Genomic DNA, 21,131 nt, shown 5'->3' on the forward strand with positions numbered 1-21,131 from the left:
CAGCAAAAATAATCAGAAAGCTCATCCACATAAAGTGAATCTTCAATCAGTGGGAGTTTTCATTCATCCCCTATTGATTGTTAGTAGCCCAAGGGATGACCTAAAGGTCTTATACGAGATAGGACATTTAGGTACTGTTATTTCCAGCTTAGACTTGTTGCAGTACAAATTAACCAGCTCCTCAAGTAGAAGTCGTACAGCACCTTATATACGAGATAAAAAGAAACTTCTATAAGTTGTAAAAAATAAACATGGTTTGCCGTCTCTTGAGCTTATATTGGTTATGCCATTTTTATATGAGATTTAGCTATGGCGTCTAGCGCTTGTCTGTGGTCTCGACTTCTTACTATAGATCGTTGCATTTAACGCACACTAACCGGGATGCTTTTCGCTTTTGTTCTGGATAGACACAAAATTGTACGTGTTTTTTATTCCCTTCTTGTAAGAAATTCTTTTATAATATGTAAAGATGCAATCAAGTTTCCTACTGAAATAGTTAGAAATTGAAAGCAAGGCTTATATTTATAATGCTTACTGCTTGTTGCATGTGGGATAAAGTGAATCTTCAATTAGTAGGGATTTTCTTTCATCCCCACTGATTGTTAGATGAACGAATCGGACATTTAGGTGCTGTTATCTCTCACTTAGACTTGTTGTAGTATGGATTGCGGGAGGGCATACGGCACTTTATATGCGGGATAAATAATGGGGGATAAGAGCGAGGCATTGTAAGTTAAAAGTAATGAACAAAAAAGGGGGGATTTCAATATGCCTAATATATGGACTCATATTATATTTTGTGAAGAAATGTCGGATGCTATAACACAAACTCACCAATTTTCAAGTCATGAATCGATGATGAAGCTAGGTGCCCAAGGTCCAGACCCATTCTTTTATCACCGTTTTTGGCCATGGATGAAGGAAGGGCACGCGCAAGAAATTGGCACTGTATTACATGAACAAAAATGTGGTCCGTTTTTACTGGATTTAATTCGTACTGCTAAAACGATGGAGAATCAAGTAAAAGCTTATGTATTTGGCTTCATTACTCATCATATTTTGGATCGGAACACACATCCTTATATTCATTTCCGGGCAGGTTATGAAGGAAGTAAGCATCAAAAACTAGAGATTATCATCGATACATTAATGTTGCATAAATTTAACAACTTAAAAACGTGGAAAACTCCTGTTTATAAAGAAATAGATGTTGGAAGAAAACTGGACAAAAAAATAGTTCAATTGCTTTATCAAACCATTGTTAAACACTATCCAGAGCTAGACGCAACCCAAACGCATATTCAAAAATCTTACCGGGATATGAAATTAGCTTTAATGTTATTGTCAGATCCAATTGGTTGGAAAAATCGCATTTTTCATTCACTCATTTCCTCCTATTCTCACCGACCAGTGCAAGACAATAAAGATTATTTAAACGAACAAAAAACCACATGGTATCATCCTGCTACGAAAGAACCAAGCAACAATAGCTTTCTTGAACTTTATCAACAGGCAAAAACAGAGGGATTCCAAATTTTGTCCACCGTTAATGCCTATTGGAAGCAACAAGATGAAGCATTATATCATAAGTTAGCAGATCAAATTGGTAATATTTCCTATGATACCGGGAAAAGCCTTGCATTGAATTTACGTAATCAGTATGCTGATCCAATTGTATAGCCATGATCAGAGGTTTTCCTCTGACCATAGCTATTTTAAGGTAACTCCAACTTCTACGGAAGCAGGAGTTTGTTTTTTGGCATCTGCCATACCTTTTTCAACATTAACAAATTTCAATAAAATAATACCACCGATAAAAAATACTAATAAAGAAATGATTCCATTCCGACTAGAACCAGTAAGTTGCCCCACTAATCCAAATAAAAATGGACCGAAGATGGCGGCAAATTTAGAAGAGATGCCGTAAAACCCGAAAAATTCAGCGTGTTTATGTTCTGGAACCATTCGTCCATAAATAGAGCGACTCAAAGACTGCGCTCCTCCTTGAACTATCCCTACACAAATAGCTAACAAATAAAAATGCAAGGCAGATGACATGAAATAACCGAGGAGAACAATCCCAGTATATACATATAAAGAAAGTACTAAAGCTTTTTTGGCTGTTATTTTCTTTGCTAGCCAACCAAAGAAAAAAGTACAAGGTATACCAACAAACTGCGTAATCAATAAGGCGATTATTAAGCTATTTCCATCAATACCAATATCTCGACCATAGATCGTTGCCATTTTGATAATCGTTGAAATACCATCATTGTACAACCAAAAAGCTAATAAAAAAATTAATAATTGCTTATAATGCTTTAAATCTTTAAATGTAGAAGAAACACGGGAAAAACCAATAGCGACATAAGATCTATCTCGTTTCTCTGTATGTTTTTTCTCTTCTTGAATATTACGGAAAAGCGGAAGTGAAAAGATAAACCACCAAACGCCCACGGTTACAAAAGCAATCTGACTGGCTGCTGTTGCGTTAGGAATACCAAACCAATCATGCTTTAAAATCATTAAAATATTTATCGCTAATAATATCCCTCCGCCAATATACCCCCAGGCAAATCCCGCAGCAGAGACTTTATCTATTTCCTTTTCTTTTGCAATCTCTGGTAAAAATGCATCATAGAATACGTTACCACCTGAAAATCCAACCGTCCCAACGATTAATAGCAAAGAAGCAAATATGTAATCCCCTTCTCCAACGAAAGCAAGTAAAATACTAGCGATCATTCCCATGTAAGCAAAAAACCGCAAAAATTTCTTTTTAGCAGCTGAATAATCGCTGATCGCTCCTAAAATTGGTGCAAGGATTGCAACAATTAGTACCGCAAAGGATTGTGAATACCCCCAAAAACTTGCTGCAAGCTCTTGGTTTGCACCGACAGCGGCTACATCATAATAAAAAACAGGCAAAATCGCTGCCATAACAGTAGTGGCAAACGCAGAATTACCAAAATCATAAAGCACCCAGCTAAGCGTGGTTTTTTTCTTCATTTTGTTTTAGCCTCCTTTTCATTTAGAATAACAAAATAATTTAGACAACGTATATTTTTTACGAAAATTTAACAAAAAATAACTTTTAGTAATTTGCATAATATGTAAACGGAACCATGATTGCTGACCAAAAAAGCCGCCCTACCAAACTGGCAAGGCAGCAATAAATGACTCGCTATTCCCAAATGAAGGTTTTATACGCTTCGCTCCATTTTAAAAAATCATCCTTATTTCCTTCATCAATGGAACGATTAATCTGTTCCTCAAGAAGCGCTTTATTATAATTAAAGCATATTTCATCCAAAAGCAGACGACTAGACAATCGTAATTCAAACGTAATTTCCCGCTTCGCTTTTATCCTTTTTCCATTGTAACGATAAAATTGAAATACAATCTTCTGCTTTTTCATGGAACACTTCCTCCTTGTTCCTTTTCATTATTATCCTAAATTTTTAGAAAAATTTCAATAGGTAAATGATGAAAAATTAAAATTTCCTCTTTTTCCCTTATGAAACTTCCTTCTATTCACTCAATACATATAGTTTCATCCCTCAATGTTTCTCTAGACCCACCATAGATGACTTTGGTAGAATCTTAAGGTACAGCTTAAGAGCTTGATAATATGTGGTATATTGTATGGGAGCCAGCGAATTTCAAGGATAGTCGCCGTTTATTTCTGTTAACGTATGTATCGATCGCATGCTTCATGCTGAAACTAAAACCCATATAAAGCTGCTCAGCTGAGTGATTAAACAGGAGGTCCGACATATGAACCATTCGGATAACTTAAAAAAAGGAGAGAAAGGTGCCTGGATTAGCATCTTCGCATATATCATATTAGCCGTCAGTAAAATAATAGTTGCGACAATCGGAAATTCCGACGCTTTACGTGCGGACGGATTAAACAATGCAACGGATGTTATAGCTTCAGTTGCTGTTTTAATTGGATTAAAAATATCGCGCAAACCACCAGATGAAGATCATCACTATGGCCACTTTCGAGCAGAAACAATCGCTTCTTTATTCGCTGCTTTTATCATGATGCTAGTCGGGATTCAAGTAATTATTGATACGTTCAAATCCGTGTGGAATCAAAATTTTGTCCAGCCAGATATGCTAACAGCGTGGACAGCACTAGCTGCTGCTTTCATTATGCTGCTCGTCTACGTTTATAATTTACGTCTATCTAAAGCCGTTGCCAGTTCAGCTTTACATGCGGCCGCTCAGGATAACCGTTCAGACGCATTAGTAAGTATTGGAGCGTTTATTGGTATCGTTGGTGCTCAGTTTGGCTTATTTTGGCTTGATCCAATTGCAGGATTAGTCGTCGGATTCATTATTTGTAAAACTGCCTGGGAGATTTTTAAAGATGCTACACATACGTTAACAGATGGCTTTGATGAAAAACAAATAGAGAAAATACGATCCAGTGTAGAAAAGGTTCCAGGTGTGAAAAAATTGTATGACATAAAGGGTAGAGTTCACGGAAATCAGGCATTTATCGACATTACAATTTTGGTTGACCCTCGCCTTAACGTTGAAGAAAGCCATGCTATTACAGAAAGAATTGAAAAACAACTATATAAGAAGTACCATATTACACATGCGCAAATCCATATTGAACCTTACCAAACCTTAGATAATTAACTGACTTTATCCGCATCACTAGCTAAAAATAAGTATTCAAAGAAGGCGAGGCTTTAGGCATTCTATGTAACAGGATCACTTTTAAAGCGATAGACGGGCAGACCTTACTGTTGTTTTCATGAGAGCAACGCGAGGCTAGATAACAGCCTTTTTATCAAATTAAAATCCGAACTCTCTAAAATTTCGGATGTGCATATAGCTAAATTTGCTAAATATACTTCAATTCCACTTGCGGCCTGGTGAACCTCCTCACGCACTTGTGAGGTCTCACCAGTGTCTTCATACATATATTCTTGAAGTTAAATGAATATATCTTTCGTCTTTAAAGTTAATCAATCAGTTATTTCCAGCATGATTTTGACTACGTCAGCAAATATACTGTTGCAATGGCTGCGATAACGACTAAAATAATATGAACACCCAAGTATGCCAACACGATAGCAACAATGCCACCAAACATGCCGAGATGCGGTTGATCTGCTTTTACGGACATAATCCCCGGAAAAATCAGCGCCCCTAATGCAGCATATGGAATGGCACTCAACCACCGATTGACCCAATCACGGAACTGCAGTTTCTCTACTATAAAAGCAGGTATTATTCTTGGTATCATTGTCACTATCGCCATACCAATAATAATGATCCAAATCATGCTTGTTCCTCCTTCAGAAGAAATATTCCAGCCGAACCGCCTATAATGGTTCCTAACACAATTGCCCACCCCGTACTCATTCCAAGCTGCACACATAAAGCATTAATGAGCATTGCTAACACAGCAATGAGAGCAATCTTTTTATTTTTCTTAACAGAGGGAACTAAAAGACCAATAAACATAGCATAGAGGGCGATTCCCATGCTTTGGCTTAATCTTTCTGGAATAATTTCTCCTACTACCCCTCCAAGAAAAGAGCCAGCTACCCATGAAAAATAAGCAGTTACCATAATGCCAGCATAAAAAAACATCCCATTCTTCATGTTCGCTTCTTTCGGATGAATTGCAGTCACGGCGAACGTTTCATCCGTTAGTCCCATGGACATCGGTAGTTTCCATTTTAACGCTGAACCTCGTAAGCGATTCATAAAAGATAAGCTCATTACAAAATGTCGGAAATTAAGTACAAAAGTAGCAACGATAATTTCAATAGCACCAGCGCCTACAGCAATCATATTTGCTCCCATAAATTGGCTTGCCCCAGCAAATACAAGCATACTCATTAACGTTAATTCTGTTAGCGACATTCCTGCTTGTTTCGCTAATACACCGTAAGTAATCGCTATCGGAATATACCCGACCATGATTGGGAAGCCTTTTGCAAACCCTTTTTGCATCATAGCTACTGGAGAAGTTGCTTGTACATCCGCGTTGTTTGGTTCCAATACATTTCCTCCCCAAATGGTAATTCTAGTTATTATACCTTATATTTTAAAAATAAAAAAGATTTATTCCCAGTACATTTTGTATTGACAAAATAGCCATTCACAGTTATATTCAATAATAATCTTTAAAAATAGTCATCTTGTTGAAAACTGGTTTAAAAAAGAAAACGTGCACGTTTCATTAAAAAGCCAAGCAATAAGCCTTCACGAGAATGACCGAGGCAAGAAATTACCATAGCATGTATGACTAATATATCGTTATAAAACAACCTTGAATGCATAGTAGACATTTTCTCAAGCAGCGTAAGAGACAGAGTGGTAAGTGGAAACTCTGGCAGAGAAATGATTGAATTACACATTCGCTTGTAATAGGTTGAAATGAATGAGCGGCTGGTTTTGCCAGCAAGTTGGGTGGTAACGCGGAGTAAAGCTTCGTCCCTTCATAGGGATGAAGCTTTTTTGTATGGAAGAGGTTATGTTGCAAGGAACTCCAAGTTCTCCGTGGTGCTTCCTAAGTTTATACGCTTTTAGCAACTATGAATTTAAATTAATCAATAGCAGGTTATGAATAAGCTTATCCTGCATTCAGCAGAAAAAAACTCTTCAACGAATGACAGAAAGGACGATGAACATGTTTCCAATCCAACCGAAACATCAACCTACTTTGCTAGGAGCAATTACCTTTTTTATTATCACTATCAGTTTAATTAGCTACTTTATCATACAATTGGGAACAAACCCACATATCCCCATTATTTTAGCTATTTTTCTATTAATGGCATATGGGCTGTTTCAAAAGATTCCTTTTACTGATTTACAATCTGGATTAGTTGAAGGTGCTAGAACAGGTATGGGAGCCGTATTTCTATTTTTTCTCATTGGAATTTTAATCAGCAGTTGGATGATTAGTGGTACCATCCCCGCACTGATTGATCTTGGATTTTCTTTTATTGGTACTACTTGGTTTTATGCGGTTGTGTTCTCTATTACAGCAATAATTGGTGTTTCCATGGGAAGTTCATTAACAACAACAGCTACAATTGGTGTTGCCTTTATTGGAATGGGGGATGCACTTGAAGCCTCGATGGCGATTACAGCAGGAGCAATCGTTTCTGGAGCGTTTTTTGGGGATAAAATGTCGCCTCTTTCCGATACAACCAATCTTGCTTCTACCGTAGTTGGTGTAGATCTGTTTGATCACATTAAACATATAAGCTTAACAACCATCCCTGCGTTTCTTATTTCATTTGTTTTATTTGCCTGGCTATCACCAGAAGCTTCTTCATCAGCAATTGGGAGCGGAAAAGCGTACCAAGTGGCATTAGACGCAACCAATTTAATCCATTGGACTTCTTGGGTACCGCTTCTGTTATTAATTGTTTGTACGTATTTTCGGGTTCCAGCTTTTATTTCCATTTCATTGAGCAGCCTTGTGGCAACAGGTTTTGCCGCTTTTACAAGTGGTCTTGCGTGGGGTGACATTTGGAGCATTTGGTTTAACGGTTATACAGCTACGACAGATTTTGAACCAGTTAACGAGCTGCTTACAAAGGGTGGAATTAACAGCATGTTATTTACTATCTCCCTTGTTATATTAGCTTTAGGTTTTGGTGGGTTACTGTTTGTAACCGGGATTATTCCAGCATTGCTTTCTTCGTTGCAGGAAAAATTAACACGAATTCGTTCTATCGTTGTGTCAACAGCCGCAACTGCGATTGGAGTAAATATTTTAATTGGAGAACAATATCTTTCGATCATGTTAACAGGAGAAACATTTAAAAGCATCTATACAAAAGCCAAACTACCGAAAAAAGTGTTATCGCGCACATTAGAAGATGCCGGGACGGTTATTAATCCCCTGGTGCCATGGAGTGTTTGTGGAGTATTCATTGCCGATGTACTTGGTGTTCCTGTTCTTACTTACTTACCATTCGCCTTTTTCTGCTTATTAAGTCCAATTATTACCATGATCTTCAGCGGAAAATCGTATGAGTCTGCAGGTAAAAAGACAAATTAACAGGATCTAATAAGCATAGATAAAGTGAATCTTCAAGCCGTGGGGGTTTTCATTCATCCCCACGACTTGTTTAGTATCATAATGGTATGACGTCAAGATTGCTTACGAAATAGGGCATTTAGGTGCTGTCATCTCCCATGAGTCTTACAGCTCCTTATATACGGAATAAAAAGGAGGGCTTCATTTACATGACCAGCTCTCCTTTTTATGGAAAAAATAAGCTCACAAAGATCTGCTATTCCTTTTCCTTATCTTGATCCGTAAGTATAATTGGCTTATCTTTTGTGATTACTATGGTATGCTCATATTGTGCGGAGCGCCCTTGATCAATGGTTCTTGCAGTCCAATTATTACTGTCCATTTGACTATGCCAGCTACCTTCATTAATCATTGGTTCAATCGTAATTACCATGCCTTCTTTTAATCGCAACCCTTTATTAGGCAAACCAAAATGAGGGATGTGCGGGTCTTCATGAAGCGTTGGTCCGATACCATGACCAGTAAAATCGCGCACAACTGAAAACCCTTCTCCTTCAGCATATTGCTGAATGGCATGGCCAATATCACCAATTCGATTTCCTGCACGTGCTTGCTCTATTCCTTTATACAAGGACGTTTTTGTTACTTCCATTAAACGTAGCCCTTTTTCATCTACATTCCCAACTGCATACGTCCACGCAGAGTCTGCAAGCCCTCCATCTAAATTTACGACCATATCAATCGTTACAATATCACCATCTTTTAGCTTTTCATGACGTGGAAATCCGTGACAGATTTCATCATTAATAGAAGCACAAATTGCATAAGGATAGCCATTATAGCCTTTTTGCTCTGGGATTGCGCCGTGCTTTTCTAAAAATTTTTCTGTAAATGAATCGATCTCCATCGTCGTAATACCAGGCTTAATCATTCTTGCAATTTCTTTGTGACACTTTACTAAAACATCAGCAGCTGCCTGCATTTTTTCTATTTCCCGTTTACTTTTTCTGGTTATCATAAAAACGCCTCTCTTTCCTGTCTGTCTTTGGATAGTAAAACAATTTTGCATGAATACAACTATCGAAAGTACGATTACAACAATATAGTGAACTGCATTCCATAGAGTGTTCCTGCTTACCCTAACGAATATTAGTACCATAAGAGTTGAACCTAAAGACCCCCTTTGAGGAATTTAGGGCAATTGTCCCCTCTCAGACATCTTTGTATCTTCTACAATCCTAAAATGGAAACTTACGGTACCTTACATTCGGAATAAAATCGTACTTTAGAATTATATGTTTTAACTAGTTATTAAAAGTTGGGAAAAAATATGTGGAAAATACTCCACTCCTTGTGTTCCTTGTTTCTCACCCATATAAAAGTTTATCATAAACAGTGCAATTCTAAAACGAATTAGAAAAACATATAGTCCATCAAGTATATGGGAACTAATCTCACCTTGTGTTTTCTTCCTATATGTCAATTGCATCCGTTAATTCTCCCTAACTACTACAAGCATATTTCCCCGAAATATTAGAATATTCCAATGATCTCTGTGGATAATTCTTTTCATCCCAGTAACATGAAGGGTTTGTTTCTTTTTGGTGGAAATCATATAGACGTAGCTAATACATTAAAAAATGCAGAGAGTGCCTCTGCATTTTTATCTAATACCCATATCCTGTATAAGCAGTACCAATAATAATCAATAAAATAAATAGTACAACCAATAAGGCGAAACCTCCACCATAGTTGTAGCCTTCTTTACTCATTCAGCTCCCCTCCTCTTTTGCTGACTAATGTATCATATGCGAAGGAAGCAAAAATGGGAGAGAAACGAAAAGATATGGGCGATTTCTCCTGCATGGAAAAACCTGTTCAAAAATACACTTCGCTATTATAGCCGGTGTCATTTTTAAAACTCGAAAATATTTCTTACAGTGACTTTTCAAACAATGATTTCTTTTACAGATAATCTCTTGCATAATATATTTTTCCATTTTCTGCATCATCTTGCAGCATAATTCTCACTGCAATGCGGGCAATTTCTTCCGTTTGTTGCAATTGGTTATTCTCTTGATATGCTTTAAACGTATCCACTGCCTGAAACGCAGATTTTTCACTTGAACGGATTTTCTCTTGCATCTCGGTATCCATAATGCCCGGACTAAAGGCAATAATTTTATGATTTGCACTGTCTTGCTCTTTCGCAATCGTTTTTATATACATATTAATACTTGCTTTTGAACTGCAATAAGCTGTCCAACCAAACATTGGTTTTTCTGCGGCACCAGATGTAACCGTTAAACCAACCATAGGAATTCCTTTTTTATTGGCATACTGTAAGCATAAATTAGTTAATGCCATCGGTGCTACTGCATTTACTTGAAAATGGTAAGCTAATGAAGCGGGGGAAATGTTGACTCCTTGGTCAATTGGTTCAATAACTGCTGCATTATTTACGAGATAGAGTCCACTTACATCGTCATTTATCAAATCCGTAACAATCGTTTCCATGAGCTCCTCTAGTTTCTCTACGTTTCCTAGATCATAAGCAATGCCTTGGTAAGTAACTTCATTTGCAGCGGCATTTGCGTTCAAATCAAGTGTAGTACTTCTTGAAATACCGATCACATGAATGCCATGGCTTAATAACAGCTTAGCTACTTCTTTTCCTAACCCCTTTGAAGCACCTGTGACAATTGCATAACGCATATTTATTCCCCTCCATGTTTAAAGTGAAACTTCAATAAACTTCAATCAGTAGGAATTCTCTTTCATCCCTACTGATTGTTTAGTGTCGCAAGGGTTTCCCCTAAAAGGGTCACTAAACAGAACCGGGCATTCGACTTGCAGTTAGCCTCCGCTTACCCTCTTCGTTTAGCCTCATAGGATCGACTTTTACTACCCGTTACGTGCGGTGGTAAGTAATGCGCGCTTTAATTTTCTGTGAGCTAAAAATAATCGATCACATTGTTAAATATCCAAGACTGCGAGTGGTTTTTTAACTTTGTTTTGATTTTGCCAAAAAAATGTAGAAGATTTTTATTCCTGATTACCAACCGCTTGCCAATAATAGACTATCGTCTCCATACCTTTATCGAAACTGTCTAATGGAAAGCTTTCATTAGGGGAATGCAAACGATCCTCTGGGGTTCCAAAGCCTAATAAGACAATTGGCATACCATACAACGCTTGAATCCATTCCACTACTGGGATAGATCCTCCCATCCGTACATATACTGTTTCGGCTTGGAAAGCTTTTGAATAAGCTTCTGCTGCCTTTTTTATTAATGGATGGTCAGGCTCTACTTTATATGCTTTAGCAGCTAATTTCTCTTTTTCTACATGAACCTTGACACCAGCTGGTGCAGTTTTCATGATGTGATCCTCTAATAATTGCTGCACGTTTTCTGGATCTTGTCCAGGCACTAACCGACAAGTAATCTTAGCCGTAGCTGTAGAAGGAATAATGGTTTTTGTACCTTCTCCCTGGTATCCACCAAATATTCCATTTACTTCAAAGGTTGGCCGCCCCATCGTATGTTCAACTGCAGTATAGCCTTTCTCAGAAACGGTTTGATCTACACCAGCTGCTTTAGCAAAATCTTCACTAGGTGCATTAGCCATCATTGCTCGTTCATCGTCTGTTAAAGGTTCTACACCATCATAAAACCCTTCTACTGTAACGACTTCTTCCTTATCCTTCATGGAAGCTAAAATATGGCTTAATGCCATAATTGGATTGCGAATTGCCCCGCCATACATGCCAGAGTGTAAATCATGATCAGGACCAGTTACTGTTATTTCTAAACCGGTAAAGCCTTTTAAGCCATACAAAATGGTTGGCTGATTTTTAGCAACCATCCCCGAATCAGAAATTACAGCAAAATCTGCTGCGAATTGTTCCTTTTTTGCATGCAATATTTCATACAAACTCTCACTGCCAATCTCTTCTTCCCCTTCAATACACACTTTCACGTTTAATGGCAATTTTCCTTCTGTTTTTAAAAATGCTTCAAATACGGCAAGATGCATAAATACTTGGCCTTTATCATCACTTGCACCTCGTGCATACAATCTGCCATCTCTGACTTCCGGTTGAAATGGATCGCTTTTCCAAAGTTCAAGTGGGTCTGCTGGTTGTACATCATAATGACCATAAAATAAAACAGTTGGTGCTTCTGGACCAGCACCATTGTATTCTGCATATACAAGAGGATAATTATTCGTTGGCTGTTTCTCAGCTAAATCAAAGCCTATTTCATGTAAATATGTAACAATAAAATTTGCTGCTTTTTCAATATCTTGTTGATGATTACTATCGGTGCTTACGCTCGGAATTTTCAAAAAGTTAGCAAGCTTTTCAAGTAAGTTATCTCGATTTGTTTGTAAATAACGCAACACTTGTTCACTCATAATGGAACCTCCTACGATATGTTTGTATGTATATATTTTAGCATATGTCTTTACTTTTGCTAAAGCTAATATATCTATTCGGTAAACTCAGAATTTAGTCTAAAAAATTTCCCGGGCAATTTTCCTTACTGATAAAGTGAATCTTCAATTAGTGGAGGTTTTCATTCATCATCCACGGATTGTTAGATGAACTAAAGACCTCTTACGAAACAGGGTATTTAGGTGCTGTTATCTCCCACTTAGACTTGTTGCAGTACAGATTATCCAACTCCTGAAGTGGGAGTCTTACAGCACCTTATACGGGATAAAGTCACAGCTTCACTTCTAAAAAATGATTAACTAAAAAACGAGTAAATCTCAGTATATGTTTCAGAGATTTACTCGTATTGACATTAACGATTTTGTGGAAAAATTCGTTCTACCATATTTCCAAACTGTTCAAAAAAACCTTCAACAGGTTCACCATTTTCCACATCATTTGCGTAATTTTGTGTTAAGTTTAGAAAGTCAGGGTTTGTAGAGACATAAACGTTGTCAATATCTGCGTCAACAGATTGTACAATTTGTTTTACTCGTGATTTCACATCATCTGTCAGTTCATTTCCCTTATCAACATTGTTCGTGTTATTCGCTGTATTGTTTCCAGTGTTTTTGTTTTCTACATTGGTATCATTCGTATCTAATCCAGCAGCAACATATGCATTGTTATCCATTGTTAATACATATGCGGTATCAATCTCGTCAATTTCTTCCGTAATTCTTTCGGCCGATTCTTTAGAAACCTCATAACGATTGGCATTATTGTTATTTTCTTGGTCCCGTTCAGCAGGTCTTGTCATATCGTAATCACGGTCGCCTGTCATTCCTTCTCCAGTGTTATTATTATATCTCGTTTGTTCCACATTATCGTCAGCATTTTCATTTCCATTATTATTGTCATCGGCATTCATGCATCCAGCTAATACCAACCCAAGAACAGCAATGAAGGAAAATAATTTGATTTTCATGTATGTTATACCTCCTTTGTTTTGCCCTTAGTATGAAGCAAACAAATAGGATTATACGTAGCGATAGCACCTTTTTATGGCAAATACACCATTTTTGTTTCAGACAATATATATATAATACGGGAATGCTATAAGTAACCCTTACATGTTTAAGGAGGGGAAATATGGATATACCTGACTATGATAAAGCACTTTACTATACGCTTTGGGGATGCTGGGATGACTTGCTCGTACTCATGGTTCGAACAAACGATGATATCCTATCCAAGAAAATACAGTTGTTCTTGCATGCTTTTCATTATTCACCAGATGAGCGAAAAATCATGGAATCGCATGATAATCTGCTTTACTATTTAGATCATGCCATGAAGTACGAACCTTCGACCATCATGAAGCTATAAAAAAGATGCTGTTTTTTAAACAGCATCTTTTTTCGTTGATCTACTTTTTCATTCCAAAAAGGTGGAATGACTTTGCTTATTTCCTCTATCATCTGAAACGCTTGACGGATGATTGATTTCAGAATTATAAAAAGATTGTATAAGTGCCTTATCTTTGTCATCCATGTTCATTTCAATGTTTGAGGAATTATAAAGCCCAGGCTCTTCTTCCATAATTGTCTTTGCCATCAACTCATCCATCGATATCTCTCGTGCCTCTGCTAAATTTCTAATTTCATTTGGGACATAAACAGTAGTTATTTCCCAATCGGATGGTTGAGGATAAAGCTCCTGCCTAATAGACTCAATAAGATTTGCATCTTCCTCTTGTAATGAGCTAATTCCAACAATCATATGTTTTTGTTTATTTGTAAATCCAGCTTCTTCTGTTTTTTCCATAATTCGTCGAATTACATCTGTCAAATGTTGATCTTTATAATTCATCAATTGTTTCGTCAACTGTTCAGCTTCATGAGTTGTTGTTCGGATAGATTGCACATTTAAATCTTGGTTCAATTCAAATTCAATACTAGGGTTCAAATGAACGCCAACATATGCATAGACTTTATTATTCTCAGTAATAAAGCAAAATGGAAGGACAAAAAATAAAATCATACTTATAAAAGCAAAAAAACTTAAAAAACTACTGTAATCCTTCTTTCGATGTAGTAACATGGATTTTTTTCGTTTTGAAAACGGTTCAAAAATAACCTCCATGCCTATATCTACGCCTTTTATTGGCATAGCCTTGTAAAAAGCGCCGTCTTTTGTCAATACAACCATATACTTGCGGCGCTGTTCCATGATGATCCCTTTATTCACTGCCTCACCACCTTTAAATAATCCTTTAGATACAAATAATCCTCTTTAAGCACAATAAAAATAGCTAAAATATATTTTCTGTTTCTCTCTATCGTCTTTTTACTGATCTCCACTTTTTTAACAAGTTGCTTAATTGGCAGCTTACGTTTAGCTAAAACATAACCCCTTAATTGCTCATCTTCATACAACGTTATAGCCGTGCGAATTGCTGTTTCGCGTGCATCTCGATGTTTCGGCGCAACTTCCGTCAATTCAGCTAAACTCAGTTTATATTCTTTTAATTTCTCTTTAAAATCAAGAATCTCTTGCTTTCGGTACCATGAATCCTGCGCCAACTGATACTGTTGCTTTGCAGCAATAATTTCTGTTGGGTTTTCCATCAATTCAATGTCATACGTTTCATCCAATGATATTGCTGCAGGACTTTTTTGTGTATACCTAATATAATCAATCACTTTTCTTTTGATAACTAGTTTAGCGAAAGCTAAAAAAGAACTCCCCCTTTCTCGATTATACGAAATAATGGCCTCATTAAACGCCGAAAGTCCAATGCTAAATTCATCGTCTTTTGTTGTGTCTATGTATCGCTTACAGACTTCCGACACACACTTAGCAATAAAAGGCTGATATGTTTTAAGTAAATAATTCTGAACTGATTGATCACCTTCTTGAGCTAATGCAATCAAGTCTTCAAGGGGCAGGTCGTTTTCCAAATGCCTTAACATGAATAAGAACCTCCCCTAGTCATTATAATTTTCGTTATTTGATATCTGTTTTTGGGTGTATTATGAGCTTCATTTATTCGTACTTCATTATCATATAAAACATTTATAACTTTCACGATGTGTTCACCATCTTTATATATAAATTATCAAACGCTTGTCATCAATCCAAATAAGCGGAAACAATTTACGACAATTTTTGCTGTTTCCACAAAAATTTACTAAAAATCAAGTCACTATATATTAACGTATAGATTGTCTACTGGCTATCACAAAATCGTTACAATTTGTTTAAATAAACATGACTACCTTATTTCTATTATGTAATAAAAACAACGTAATGTCTTCGGGTAAAATATACCTACGACTATTAGCTTATCTATTTGTGAAAAATATATTGAGAATACCCTTTATAATACTAACTCTAATATTTACTGCTTTTTTTGGTTATTCTTCTGTTCGGTCTATATTTTACCTCCTATATGCGATAAAAAAATCAGCCAAATGAAACAACAAGCAGTGGCGAGAATTATTTCATCGTCCACTGCTTGTTGTATACTTATAGTAATAATCGATTGGATAAAATAAGCCTACTCGCCCATGCTTTTTATGATCGAGAGTTGCAAAAATAATCCCAATTACTTTACCGGCTTCATTCAATACTGGGCTGCCGCTATTCCCTCGATATACAGGAGCTTTTATCATGACGACTTCTTCCTCCCAAGAAGTAAGTAATGTATAGTCAATGATAGTTCCTTCATTAGCAATGCCATTAAAATTTAATGGATTCCCAATAAAACGAATCGGTTGATCTCGTTCAATAACAGCCTCATCTGCTAATTCCAGAAACGGTACATTTTTGGCATTTGTTTGCAAAACAGCTAAATCGACGGAAGGATATACTTCTTTCACTTCCGCTTCAAATAAACCATTGTCTGAAAAAGCTACAGTAACGTTTTCTTCTCCTTCCACAACATGGTGATTGGTTAAAATCACGCCATCGGAAGAAATGGAAAAACCTGTTCCTTTTGAGTCCGTTGTTTCAATCGTTACCACTGCTTGTTTGTAAGCTTGTATATCATCCTGCAACGATAACTTAGCCGACGTAAATAAGAAATCAATGGCTGGAATAGAAAACGTTCGAGGAATAAGAGCAGCAACATTGAATAAAAGAATAAAGGCAATCAGCCAAAACATCCATTTAGGAAATGGACGTTTTGACTGCTTATTCTCCTTCTCTTCCTTTGCCCTTGCCAGCGCTTTTTCCCTTTCCTCCTGTACGAGTGCATAAAGTTCTTCTTCGTCTATTTCTTCGTATAAATCTTCATCTATAACGTCCCGCTTTTGTTGCTTTTCATTATCCATAAGCCACCCCGTCCACCCCGTATAAATGAATGATTGAATGCTACACAGCAGACTTATTACTTTGTTGCATTTGATACATTTGATAATAACTTCCTTTTGCTTGCATGAGAGTGTTATGATTTCCCATCTCTTTTATCGTACCATGGTCCAGTACAAAAATGGTATCCGCTTGCTGAATTGTTGACAATCTGTGTGCAATAACTAATGTTGTCCGACCTATTTTTAGAACCTCTAATGCTTTTTGAATAATCGTTTCTGTCTCTGTGTCAATATTTGCAGTCGCTTCATCTAAAATCAGAATAGCTGGGTCAAAAGCAAGCGCTCGTGCAAAAGAAATCAACTGACGCTCGCCTAAAGAGAAAGTTGTTCCGCCTTCACCAACCTCTTCATTATACTGATTTGGTAATTTCTCAATGAACGAATCAGCTCCGACAGCTTTTAACGCTTGTTTTGCTTTGTCAATAGAAATGTTAGGATCGTTCATCGTTACATTGGATAAAATGGTTCCTGAAAATAAAAATGGATCTTGTAGCACAATCCCCATATGACTCCGAGTTTGCTGCCGAGACCACTCCCTGGTGGAATAGCCATCAATTGTTATTGTTCCTTGTTGCGGATCGTAAAAACGGAATAACACATTCATAATGGAACTTTTTCCGGAACCTGTATGACCTACAAATGCCGCCGTTTCTCCTGGTTTTATTTCAAAGGATAAATTTCGCAGCACATCATCTCCCTCATTATAAGCAAACGATACACGATCAAATTGAATATGTCCTCGATAACGTGCTATTTTTTCGTCGACTACATCTTCCCCTTTGTGGTCCAATAAGGTAAATACACGGCTTCCTGCCACACGTGCTTGCTCAATTAAAGGTAGTTGGTTAACAATATCTGTTACAGGTTCAAATAACCGGGTTAAATAGTCGGTAAATGCGTATAGCAATCCAATCGATATAGCACTTGTCGGTTCCAATGAGGCTGAACCGAAATACCAGATGAAGCCAACAAACGCGATATTTCGAAATACAGTTACCAAGTTATAAGACGTTAAAGCACTTAATTTTACTAGCTTTCGTTGATAAATAAAATGGCGATGGTTCAACGTTTCAAAGTCTTGTTTCGTCTTTTTTTCTCTTTGAAATGCTTGGATAATAGGCATTCCTTGTATTGCTTCGTTAATATTACCGTTAATCTCACTTATTGTTGAGCGAATAACTTGATTGTACTTTGTACCAAAGTGCTTATACAATTTCATCCAACCCCAAATGAGCGGAATTAATAACAAACACCATAATGCAAGCTGTGCATCCAATATGAATAAGGCAATAAATATACCAGCCATATAAATAACACTCGTAACAATAATGGATAGCACTCGTTCGTATAAATCACGAATTGCTTCTGTATCATTGGTAATTCTAGCAACAATTTTACCAGCAGGCTGATCTACGAAATAATTAATCGGAATACGCTGTGTATGAGCAAATAAATCATTACGCATTTTTTTGACAATTTGATTGGACGCTTTTTGCAACAAAAATGTCTGATAAAACTGAAAGAAACCAGCAATAATTAGTAATCCTACATATAACCCTAGCAAATAAAGAATAGGCATTTGCTCCGGTTTAAAGAACGGATAAATTTCTGATATTGACAGTTTATCAGCGGTAAATTGCCATTGTTCTTGAACAGTTTTTACAGTAAGCAACCCGTCTTGAATCTCTCTTTCCCCTTTAAGTGGTACTTTGTCATTTATCATATAATAGCTTGAACCTACTGCTAAAATCGTGATTGTTTCACCGATAACATCGTCATTGCCCCCGATCCGATCAGAGCGCTTATAATATTTATTTTGATACGTCACGGTATAACGGTCATCCCGTTCTGTAACATGATCCCAAGTCCCCTCTATGCCTAAAACATGTTCATCAATCACCTTTTTGGCAATAAGCGGACCTGCAAGCTCAAGTGCTACGGCGATGATTAAGCATAATAAACCAATCAAAATTTGCTTTTTAAATGGAAAGGCGTATGCAACCAGTCGTTTTTCTGTAGACATTATGGCGTCACCTCCATATCCTGAAGTTGCTGTTGTACATATTGGTTGTAATACCAGCCTTGTTGCTGCATTAATTGGTCATGAGTTCCTCGTTCGGCAATTTCACCATCGGAAAGTACAATAATATGATCTGCATGTGTTACGGCAGATAAGCGATGGGCAGCAATAATGGTCGTTTTAGCTTGCCTCTCTTTACGCAAATGTTCTAGAATTTTCGCTTCCGTTTTCCCGTCTACTGCTGATAAAGAATCATCTAAAATAAGAAGCTCTGGATTTTTAATAAACGCTCTTGCTAAGGCAACCCTTTGTTTCTGTCCGCCCGATAAAGTAACCCCGCTTTCTCCAACTTGTGTATCTAACCCATATGGGAGTTGTTTCATATCGTCCAGGAAATGGGCTAGCTCCATAACACGAAAAATTTCTTCATCGGTTGCATCCTCCTTGCCAAACTGAATATTTTCTCGAATGGTTTTGGAGAACATCATTTGATCCTGTGGAACATAACCAATCCAGGAACGGATTCTGTCTAAAGAAAGATTATTTATATTCACTCCAGATATGTTCATTTCTCCTTTGACTCCAGGATATTGCCGTAACAGCAGTTTAAATAATGTGGTTTTCCCTGCTCCTGTTTTCCCTACCACTCCAAGCGTTTCTCCCTGTTTTAATTGAAAAGATACCTGATGTAATTGGTTTTTATCTGTGTTTGGGTAGGAGAATGATACATTGTTAAATGTGACAGACTCTATCGCTTTCACATGTGCAGAGACATTTCGATCTGTTACATCGGCTTCATAATTTAATATATGGTTTACACGATCCAACGACGCATTTCCACGTTGTAATACATTAATTAACTCTCCTACTGCAAACATAGGCCAGATCAGCATTCCTAAATAGACATTAAACGTAACTAAATCACCTAGCGTCAGGACATTTTCAAAAACGAGAAATGCACCATATCCGAGTCCAATCGTATAGGATAATCCAACTAAAATTTTCATCGTTGGCTCAAATAATGCATCAATTTTTGCGACAGCAATATTTTTATCATATACATCTGTTGTTCGCTGTAGAAATCGCTTTGCATCTTGCTTTTCTTGAACAAATGCTCGAATAACGCGAACACCTTTTATCGACTCTAGCACTTCATTATTCATCTCTCCAAATGCTGCTTGTGCTTTTGAAAATCGCTCATGAATAGCTGCCCCATATTTATTCATAACAATTGCCATTATCGGCAATGGAATAAGTGCAGCGAATGTTAATTGCCAGCTAATAGTAAAACCCATCATGGCAATAATCATCAACATAAAAATACTTGAATCTACAAGCGTTAGCACACCAAAGCCAGCTGTTAAGCTAATTGCCTTTAAATCATTTGTACTGCGGGCCATCAAATCTCCCGTGCGATATTTACTAAAAAATGTTGGGGTCATCTCCAGAAAGTGCTGCATCAGCTTACTGCGCATCCACTTTTCTAATATGACGGCCCCACTAAACAACGTGTAATCCCATAGAAACGAAATCGAATAATGGATAATAATTAATAGCGCATAACCAACAATAATCGCAGTCAACAATTGCGCTGTTAATGTTTCGAATTGGATATGATCAATCGTATAGCCTGCTATTTTAGGTGGGATCAGCCCAATAGCGCTTGCGACAATTAGCGATACAATAGCTAAAACATAGCGTTTCCAATAATACGTAAAAAACCAATTCAATTTATTAAAAACTCGAAACATAGAATACCTCTTTTCCTTCTTAATATTGCTGTCGTGGCACTGCTTTTTATAGCATTGTCTTACCTCAAACGAAATTTTTCCATAAACTTTTTAAATGAATGGATAATTCCAATTTTTTTCACTATAGGAATTATCAGTTGCAACAACTAGATGACCTTCTAGCTTCATTTGCCATTTAGAACAAGTGAATTTTTCTTGGAGCCGGAAATTTATCCCACATATAAGGAGCTGTAAGATTCCCACTTCAGGAGTTGGATAATCTGTACTGCAACATAGTTTAAGCGGGAGATAACAGCACCTAAATGCTTGATCCGTTCCTCTAACAATCAGTGGGCGATGAAAGCCAAACTGATTGAAAATTCACTTTATATCATTTCACACAAAAAATGCGCATTCATCTCTGACGAATGCGCATTTTTCAAAAAGCATACGAATACACTTTTACACATTAAAAGGTCACAGATATACGTGACCTTTCATGATAAATAAATTTACAAATTCATTTTAAAAAGCTTCC

Annotated in this window: 18 protein-coding genes; 4 read left to right on the plus strand and 14 right to left on the minus strand. The window is 37.0% G+C overall.

The window, feature by feature from the left end; genetic code table 11:
• Nucleotides 1–768: 768 nt before the first annotated feature.
• Nucleotides 769–1,680, plus strand: coding sequence for a zinc dependent phospholipase C family protein (locus tag BKP57_RS04135; RefSeq protein ID WP_072741023.1), 912 nt, complete (start codon nucleotides 769–771; stop codon nucleotides 1,678–1,680).
• Between the two features lie 30 nt (nucleotides 1,681–1,710).
• Here the strand turns inward: BKP57_RS04135 and BKP57_RS04140 are convergent, their stop codons facing one another.
• Together BKP57_RS04140 and BKP57_RS04145 are read right to left on the minus strand one after the other, a co-directional pair.
• Nucleotides 1,711–3,009: an MFS transporter gene (locus BKP57_RS04140; protein WP_072741024.1), complete on the minus strand. Its 1,299-nt coding sequence runs from the start codon at nucleotides 3,007–3,009 to the stop codon at nucleotides 1,711–1,713.
• A 175-nt stretch (nucleotides 3,010–3,184) separates the two neighbouring features.
• Entirely contained in the window at nucleotides 3,185–3,418 is a 234-nt protein-coding gene (locus tag BKP57_RS04145; RefSeq protein ID WP_050350217.1) for an IDEAL domain-containing protein, read from the minus strand.
• Nucleotides 3,419–3,777: 359 nt separating this feature from the next.
• On the opposite strand from BKP57_RS04145, the gene BKP57_RS04150 reads away from it, so the two are divergent.
• Nucleotides 3,778–4,656 carry a cation diffusion facilitator family transporter gene (locus BKP57_RS04150; RefSeq protein ID WP_050350216.1) on the plus strand — a complete coding sequence of 293 codons (879 nt, stop codon included), beginning with the start codon at nucleotides 3,778–3,780 and terminating at the stop codon, nucleotides 4,654–4,656.
• A gap of 361 nt (nucleotides 4,657–5,017) precedes the next feature.
• On the opposite strand, the gene BKP57_RS04155 is transcribed toward BKP57_RS04150, so the two are convergent.
• Together BKP57_RS04155 and BKP57_RS04160 are read right to left on the minus strand one after the other, a co-directional pair.
• Nucleotides 5,018–5,308 (minus strand): AzlD domain-containing protein, encoded by a 291-nt coding sequence (locus BKP57_RS04155; protein WP_050350215.1) that lies wholly within the window; start codon nucleotides 5,306–5,308, stop codon nucleotides 5,018–5,020.
• The gene (locus tag BKP57_RS04160; RefSeq protein ID WP_050350443.1) at nucleotides 5,305–5,988 is read right to left on the minus strand and encodes an AzlC family ABC transporter permease; all 684 of its coding nucleotides are present in this window, start codon (nucleotides 5,986–5,988) and stop codon (nucleotides 5,305–5,307) included. Before BKP57_RS04160 ends, BKP57_RS04155 begins: the two co-directional genes overlap by 4 nt.
• A 676-nt stretch (nucleotides 5,989–6,664) precedes the next feature.
• On the opposite strand from BKP57_RS04160, the gene nhaC reads away from it, so the two are divergent.
• Complete coding sequence (gene nhaC, locus BKP57_RS04165) at nucleotides 6,665–8,050, plus strand: Na+/H+ antiporter NhaC (RefSeq protein WP_050350214.1); 1,386 nt, start codon at nucleotides 6,665–6,667, stop codon at nucleotides 8,048–8,050.
• A gap of 235 nt (nucleotides 8,051–8,285) precedes the next feature.
• Here the strand turns inward: nhaC and map are convergent, their stop codons facing one another.
• The 5 genes from map to BKP57_RS04195 form a co-directional block, all read right to left on the minus strand.
• Nucleotides 8,286–9,047, minus strand: coding sequence for a type I methionyl aminopeptidase (gene map, locus BKP57_RS04170; protein WP_050350213.1), 762 nt, complete (start codon nucleotides 9,045–9,047; stop codon nucleotides 8,286–8,288).
• A gap of 649 nt (nucleotides 9,048–9,696) precedes the next feature.
• Complete coding sequence (locus tag BKP57_RS04180) at nucleotides 9,697–9,801, minus strand: YjcZ family sporulation protein (protein ID WP_072741027.1); 105 nt, start codon at nucleotides 9,799–9,801, stop codon at nucleotides 9,697–9,699.
• 193 nt (nucleotides 9,802–9,994) lie between these two features.
• The gene (locus BKP57_RS04185) at nucleotides 9,995–10,744 is read right to left on the minus strand and encodes an SDR family NAD(P)-dependent oxidoreductase (protein WP_072741028.1); all 750 of its coding nucleotides are present in this window, start codon (nucleotides 10,742–10,744) and stop codon (nucleotides 9,995–9,997) included.
• 330 nt (nucleotides 10,745–11,074) lie between these two features.
• Complete coding sequence (locus BKP57_RS04190; RefSeq protein WP_072741029.1) at nucleotides 11,075–12,448, minus strand: dipeptidase; 1,374 nt, start codon at nucleotides 12,446–12,448, stop codon at nucleotides 11,075–11,077.
• 392 nt (nucleotides 12,449–12,840) lie between these two features.
• Nucleotides 12,841–13,455, minus strand: a complete 615-nt coding sequence (locus BKP57_RS04195) for a YhcN/YlaJ family sporulation lipoprotein (protein ID WP_050350209.1) — start codon at nucleotides 13,453–13,455, stop codon at nucleotides 12,841–12,843.
• A 164-nt stretch (nucleotides 13,456–13,619) separates the two neighbouring features.
• On the opposite strand from BKP57_RS04195, the gene BKP57_RS04200 reads away from it, so the two are divergent.
• The gene (locus BKP57_RS04200; protein ID WP_050350208.1) at nucleotides 13,620–13,856 is read left to right on the plus strand and encodes a YhdB family protein; all 237 of its coding nucleotides are present in this window, start codon (nucleotides 13,620–13,622) and stop codon (nucleotides 13,854–13,856) included.
• A 48-nt stretch (nucleotides 13,857–13,904) separates the two neighbouring features.
• Here the strand turns inward: BKP57_RS04200 and BKP57_RS04205 are convergent, their stop codons facing one another.
• From BKP57_RS04205 to BKP57_RS04225, 5 genes are all read right to left on the minus strand, one after another.
• Nucleotides 13,905–14,717, minus strand: a complete 813-nt coding sequence (locus BKP57_RS04205) for an anti-sigma factor domain-containing protein (RefSeq protein WP_072741030.1) — start codon at nucleotides 14,715–14,717, stop codon at nucleotides 13,905–13,907.
• Entirely contained in the window at nucleotides 14,714–15,442 is a 729-nt protein-coding gene (gene sigI, locus BKP57_RS04210) for an RNA polymerase sigma-I factor (RefSeq protein WP_050350206.1), read from the minus strand. Before sigI ends, BKP57_RS04205 begins: the two co-directional genes overlap by 4 nt.
• A 531-nt stretch (nucleotides 15,443–15,973) precedes the next feature.
• Entirely contained in the window at nucleotides 15,974–16,804 is an 831-nt protein-coding gene (locus BKP57_RS04215) for a trypsin-like peptidase domain-containing protein (protein ID WP_072741031.1), read from the minus strand.
• A 40-nt stretch (nucleotides 16,805–16,844) separates the two neighbouring features.
• Nucleotides 16,845–18,866, minus strand: a complete 2,022-nt coding sequence (locus tag BKP57_RS04220) for an ABC transporter ATP-binding protein (RefSeq protein WP_050350204.1) — start codon at nucleotides 18,864–18,866, stop codon at nucleotides 16,845–16,847.
• Nucleotides 18,866–20,614 carry an ABC transporter ATP-binding protein gene (locus tag BKP57_RS04225; protein ID WP_050350203.1) on the minus strand — a complete coding sequence of 583 codons (1,749 nt, stop codon included), beginning with the start codon at nucleotides 20,612–20,614 and terminating at the stop codon, nucleotides 18,866–18,868. Before BKP57_RS04225 ends, BKP57_RS04220 begins: the two co-directional genes overlap by 1 nt.
• Between the last annotated feature and the right edge of the window lie 517 nt (nucleotides 20,615–21,131).

The organism is Virgibacillus sp. 6R (assembly GCF_001895305.1).
Classification (GTDB): Bacteria; Bacillota; Bacilli; order Bacillales; family Amphibacillaceae; genus Virgibacillus; species Virgibacillus pantothenticus.

Excerpts from the sequence above, each read along its gene's own strand:
- BKP57_RS04135 (WP_072741023.1), top strand. The coding sequence starts at position 769 with ATGCCTAATATATGGACTCATATTATATTTTGTGAAGAAATGTCGGAT.
- BKP57_RS04140 (WP_072741024.1), bottom strand. The coding sequence starts at position 3,009 with ATGAAGAAAAAAACCACGCTTAGCTGGGTGCTTTATGATTTTGGTAAT.
- BKP57_RS04145 (WP_050350217.1), bottom strand. The coding sequence starts at position 3,418 with ATGAAAAAGCAGAAGATTGTATTTCAATTTTATCGTTACAATGGAAAA.
- BKP57_RS04150 (WP_050350216.1), top strand. The coding sequence starts at position 3,778 with ATGAACCATTCGGATAACTTAAAAAAAGGAGAGAAAGGTGCCTGGATT.
- BKP57_RS04155 (WP_050350215.1), bottom strand. The coding sequence starts at position 5,308 with ATGATTTGGATCATTATTATTGGTATGGCGATAGTGACAATGATACCA.
- BKP57_RS04160 (WP_050350443.1), bottom strand. The coding sequence starts at position 5,988 with ATGATGCAAAAAGGGTTTGCAAAAGGCTTCCCAATCATGGTCGGGTAT.
- nhaC (WP_050350214.1), top strand. The coding sequence starts at position 6,665 with ATGTTTCCAATCCAACCGAAACATCAACCTACTTTGCTAGGAGCAATT.
- map (WP_050350213.1), bottom strand. The coding sequence starts at position 9,047 with ATGATAACCAGAAAAAGTAAACGGGAAATAGAAAAAATGCAGGCAGCT.
- BKP57_RS04180 (WP_072741027.1), bottom strand. The coding sequence starts at position 9,801 with ATGAGTAAAGAAGGCTACAACTATGGTGGAGGTTTCGCCTTATTGGTT.
- BKP57_RS04185 (WP_072741028.1), bottom strand. The coding sequence starts at position 10,744 with ATGCGTTATGCAATTGTCACAGGTGCTTCAAAGGGGTTAGGAAAAGAA.
- BKP57_RS04190 (WP_072741029.1), bottom strand. The coding sequence starts at position 12,448 with ATGAGTGAACAAGTGTTGCGTTATTTACAAACAAATCGAGATAACTTA.
- BKP57_RS04195 (WP_050350209.1), bottom strand. The coding sequence starts at position 13,455 with ATGAAAATCAAATTATTTTCCTTCATTGCTGTTCTTGGGTTGGTATTA.
- BKP57_RS04200 (WP_050350208.1), top strand. The coding sequence starts at position 13,620 with ATGGATATACCTGACTATGATAAAGCACTTTACTATACGCTTTGGGGA.
- sigI (WP_050350206.1), bottom strand. The coding sequence starts at position 15,442 with ATGTTAAGGCATTTGGAAAACGACCTGCCCCTTGAAGACTTGATTGCA.
- BKP57_RS04215 (WP_072741031.1), bottom strand. The coding sequence starts at position 16,804 with ATGGATAATGAAAAGCAACAAAAGCGGGACGTTATAGATGAAGATTTA.
- BKP57_RS04220 (WP_050350204.1), bottom strand. The coding sequence starts at position 18,866 with ATGTCTACAGAAAAACGACTGGTTGCATACGCCTTTCCATTTAAAAAG.
- BKP57_RS04225 (WP_050350203.1), bottom strand. The coding sequence starts at position 20,614 with ATGTTTCGAGTTTTTAATAAATTGAATTGGTTTTTTACGTATTATTGG.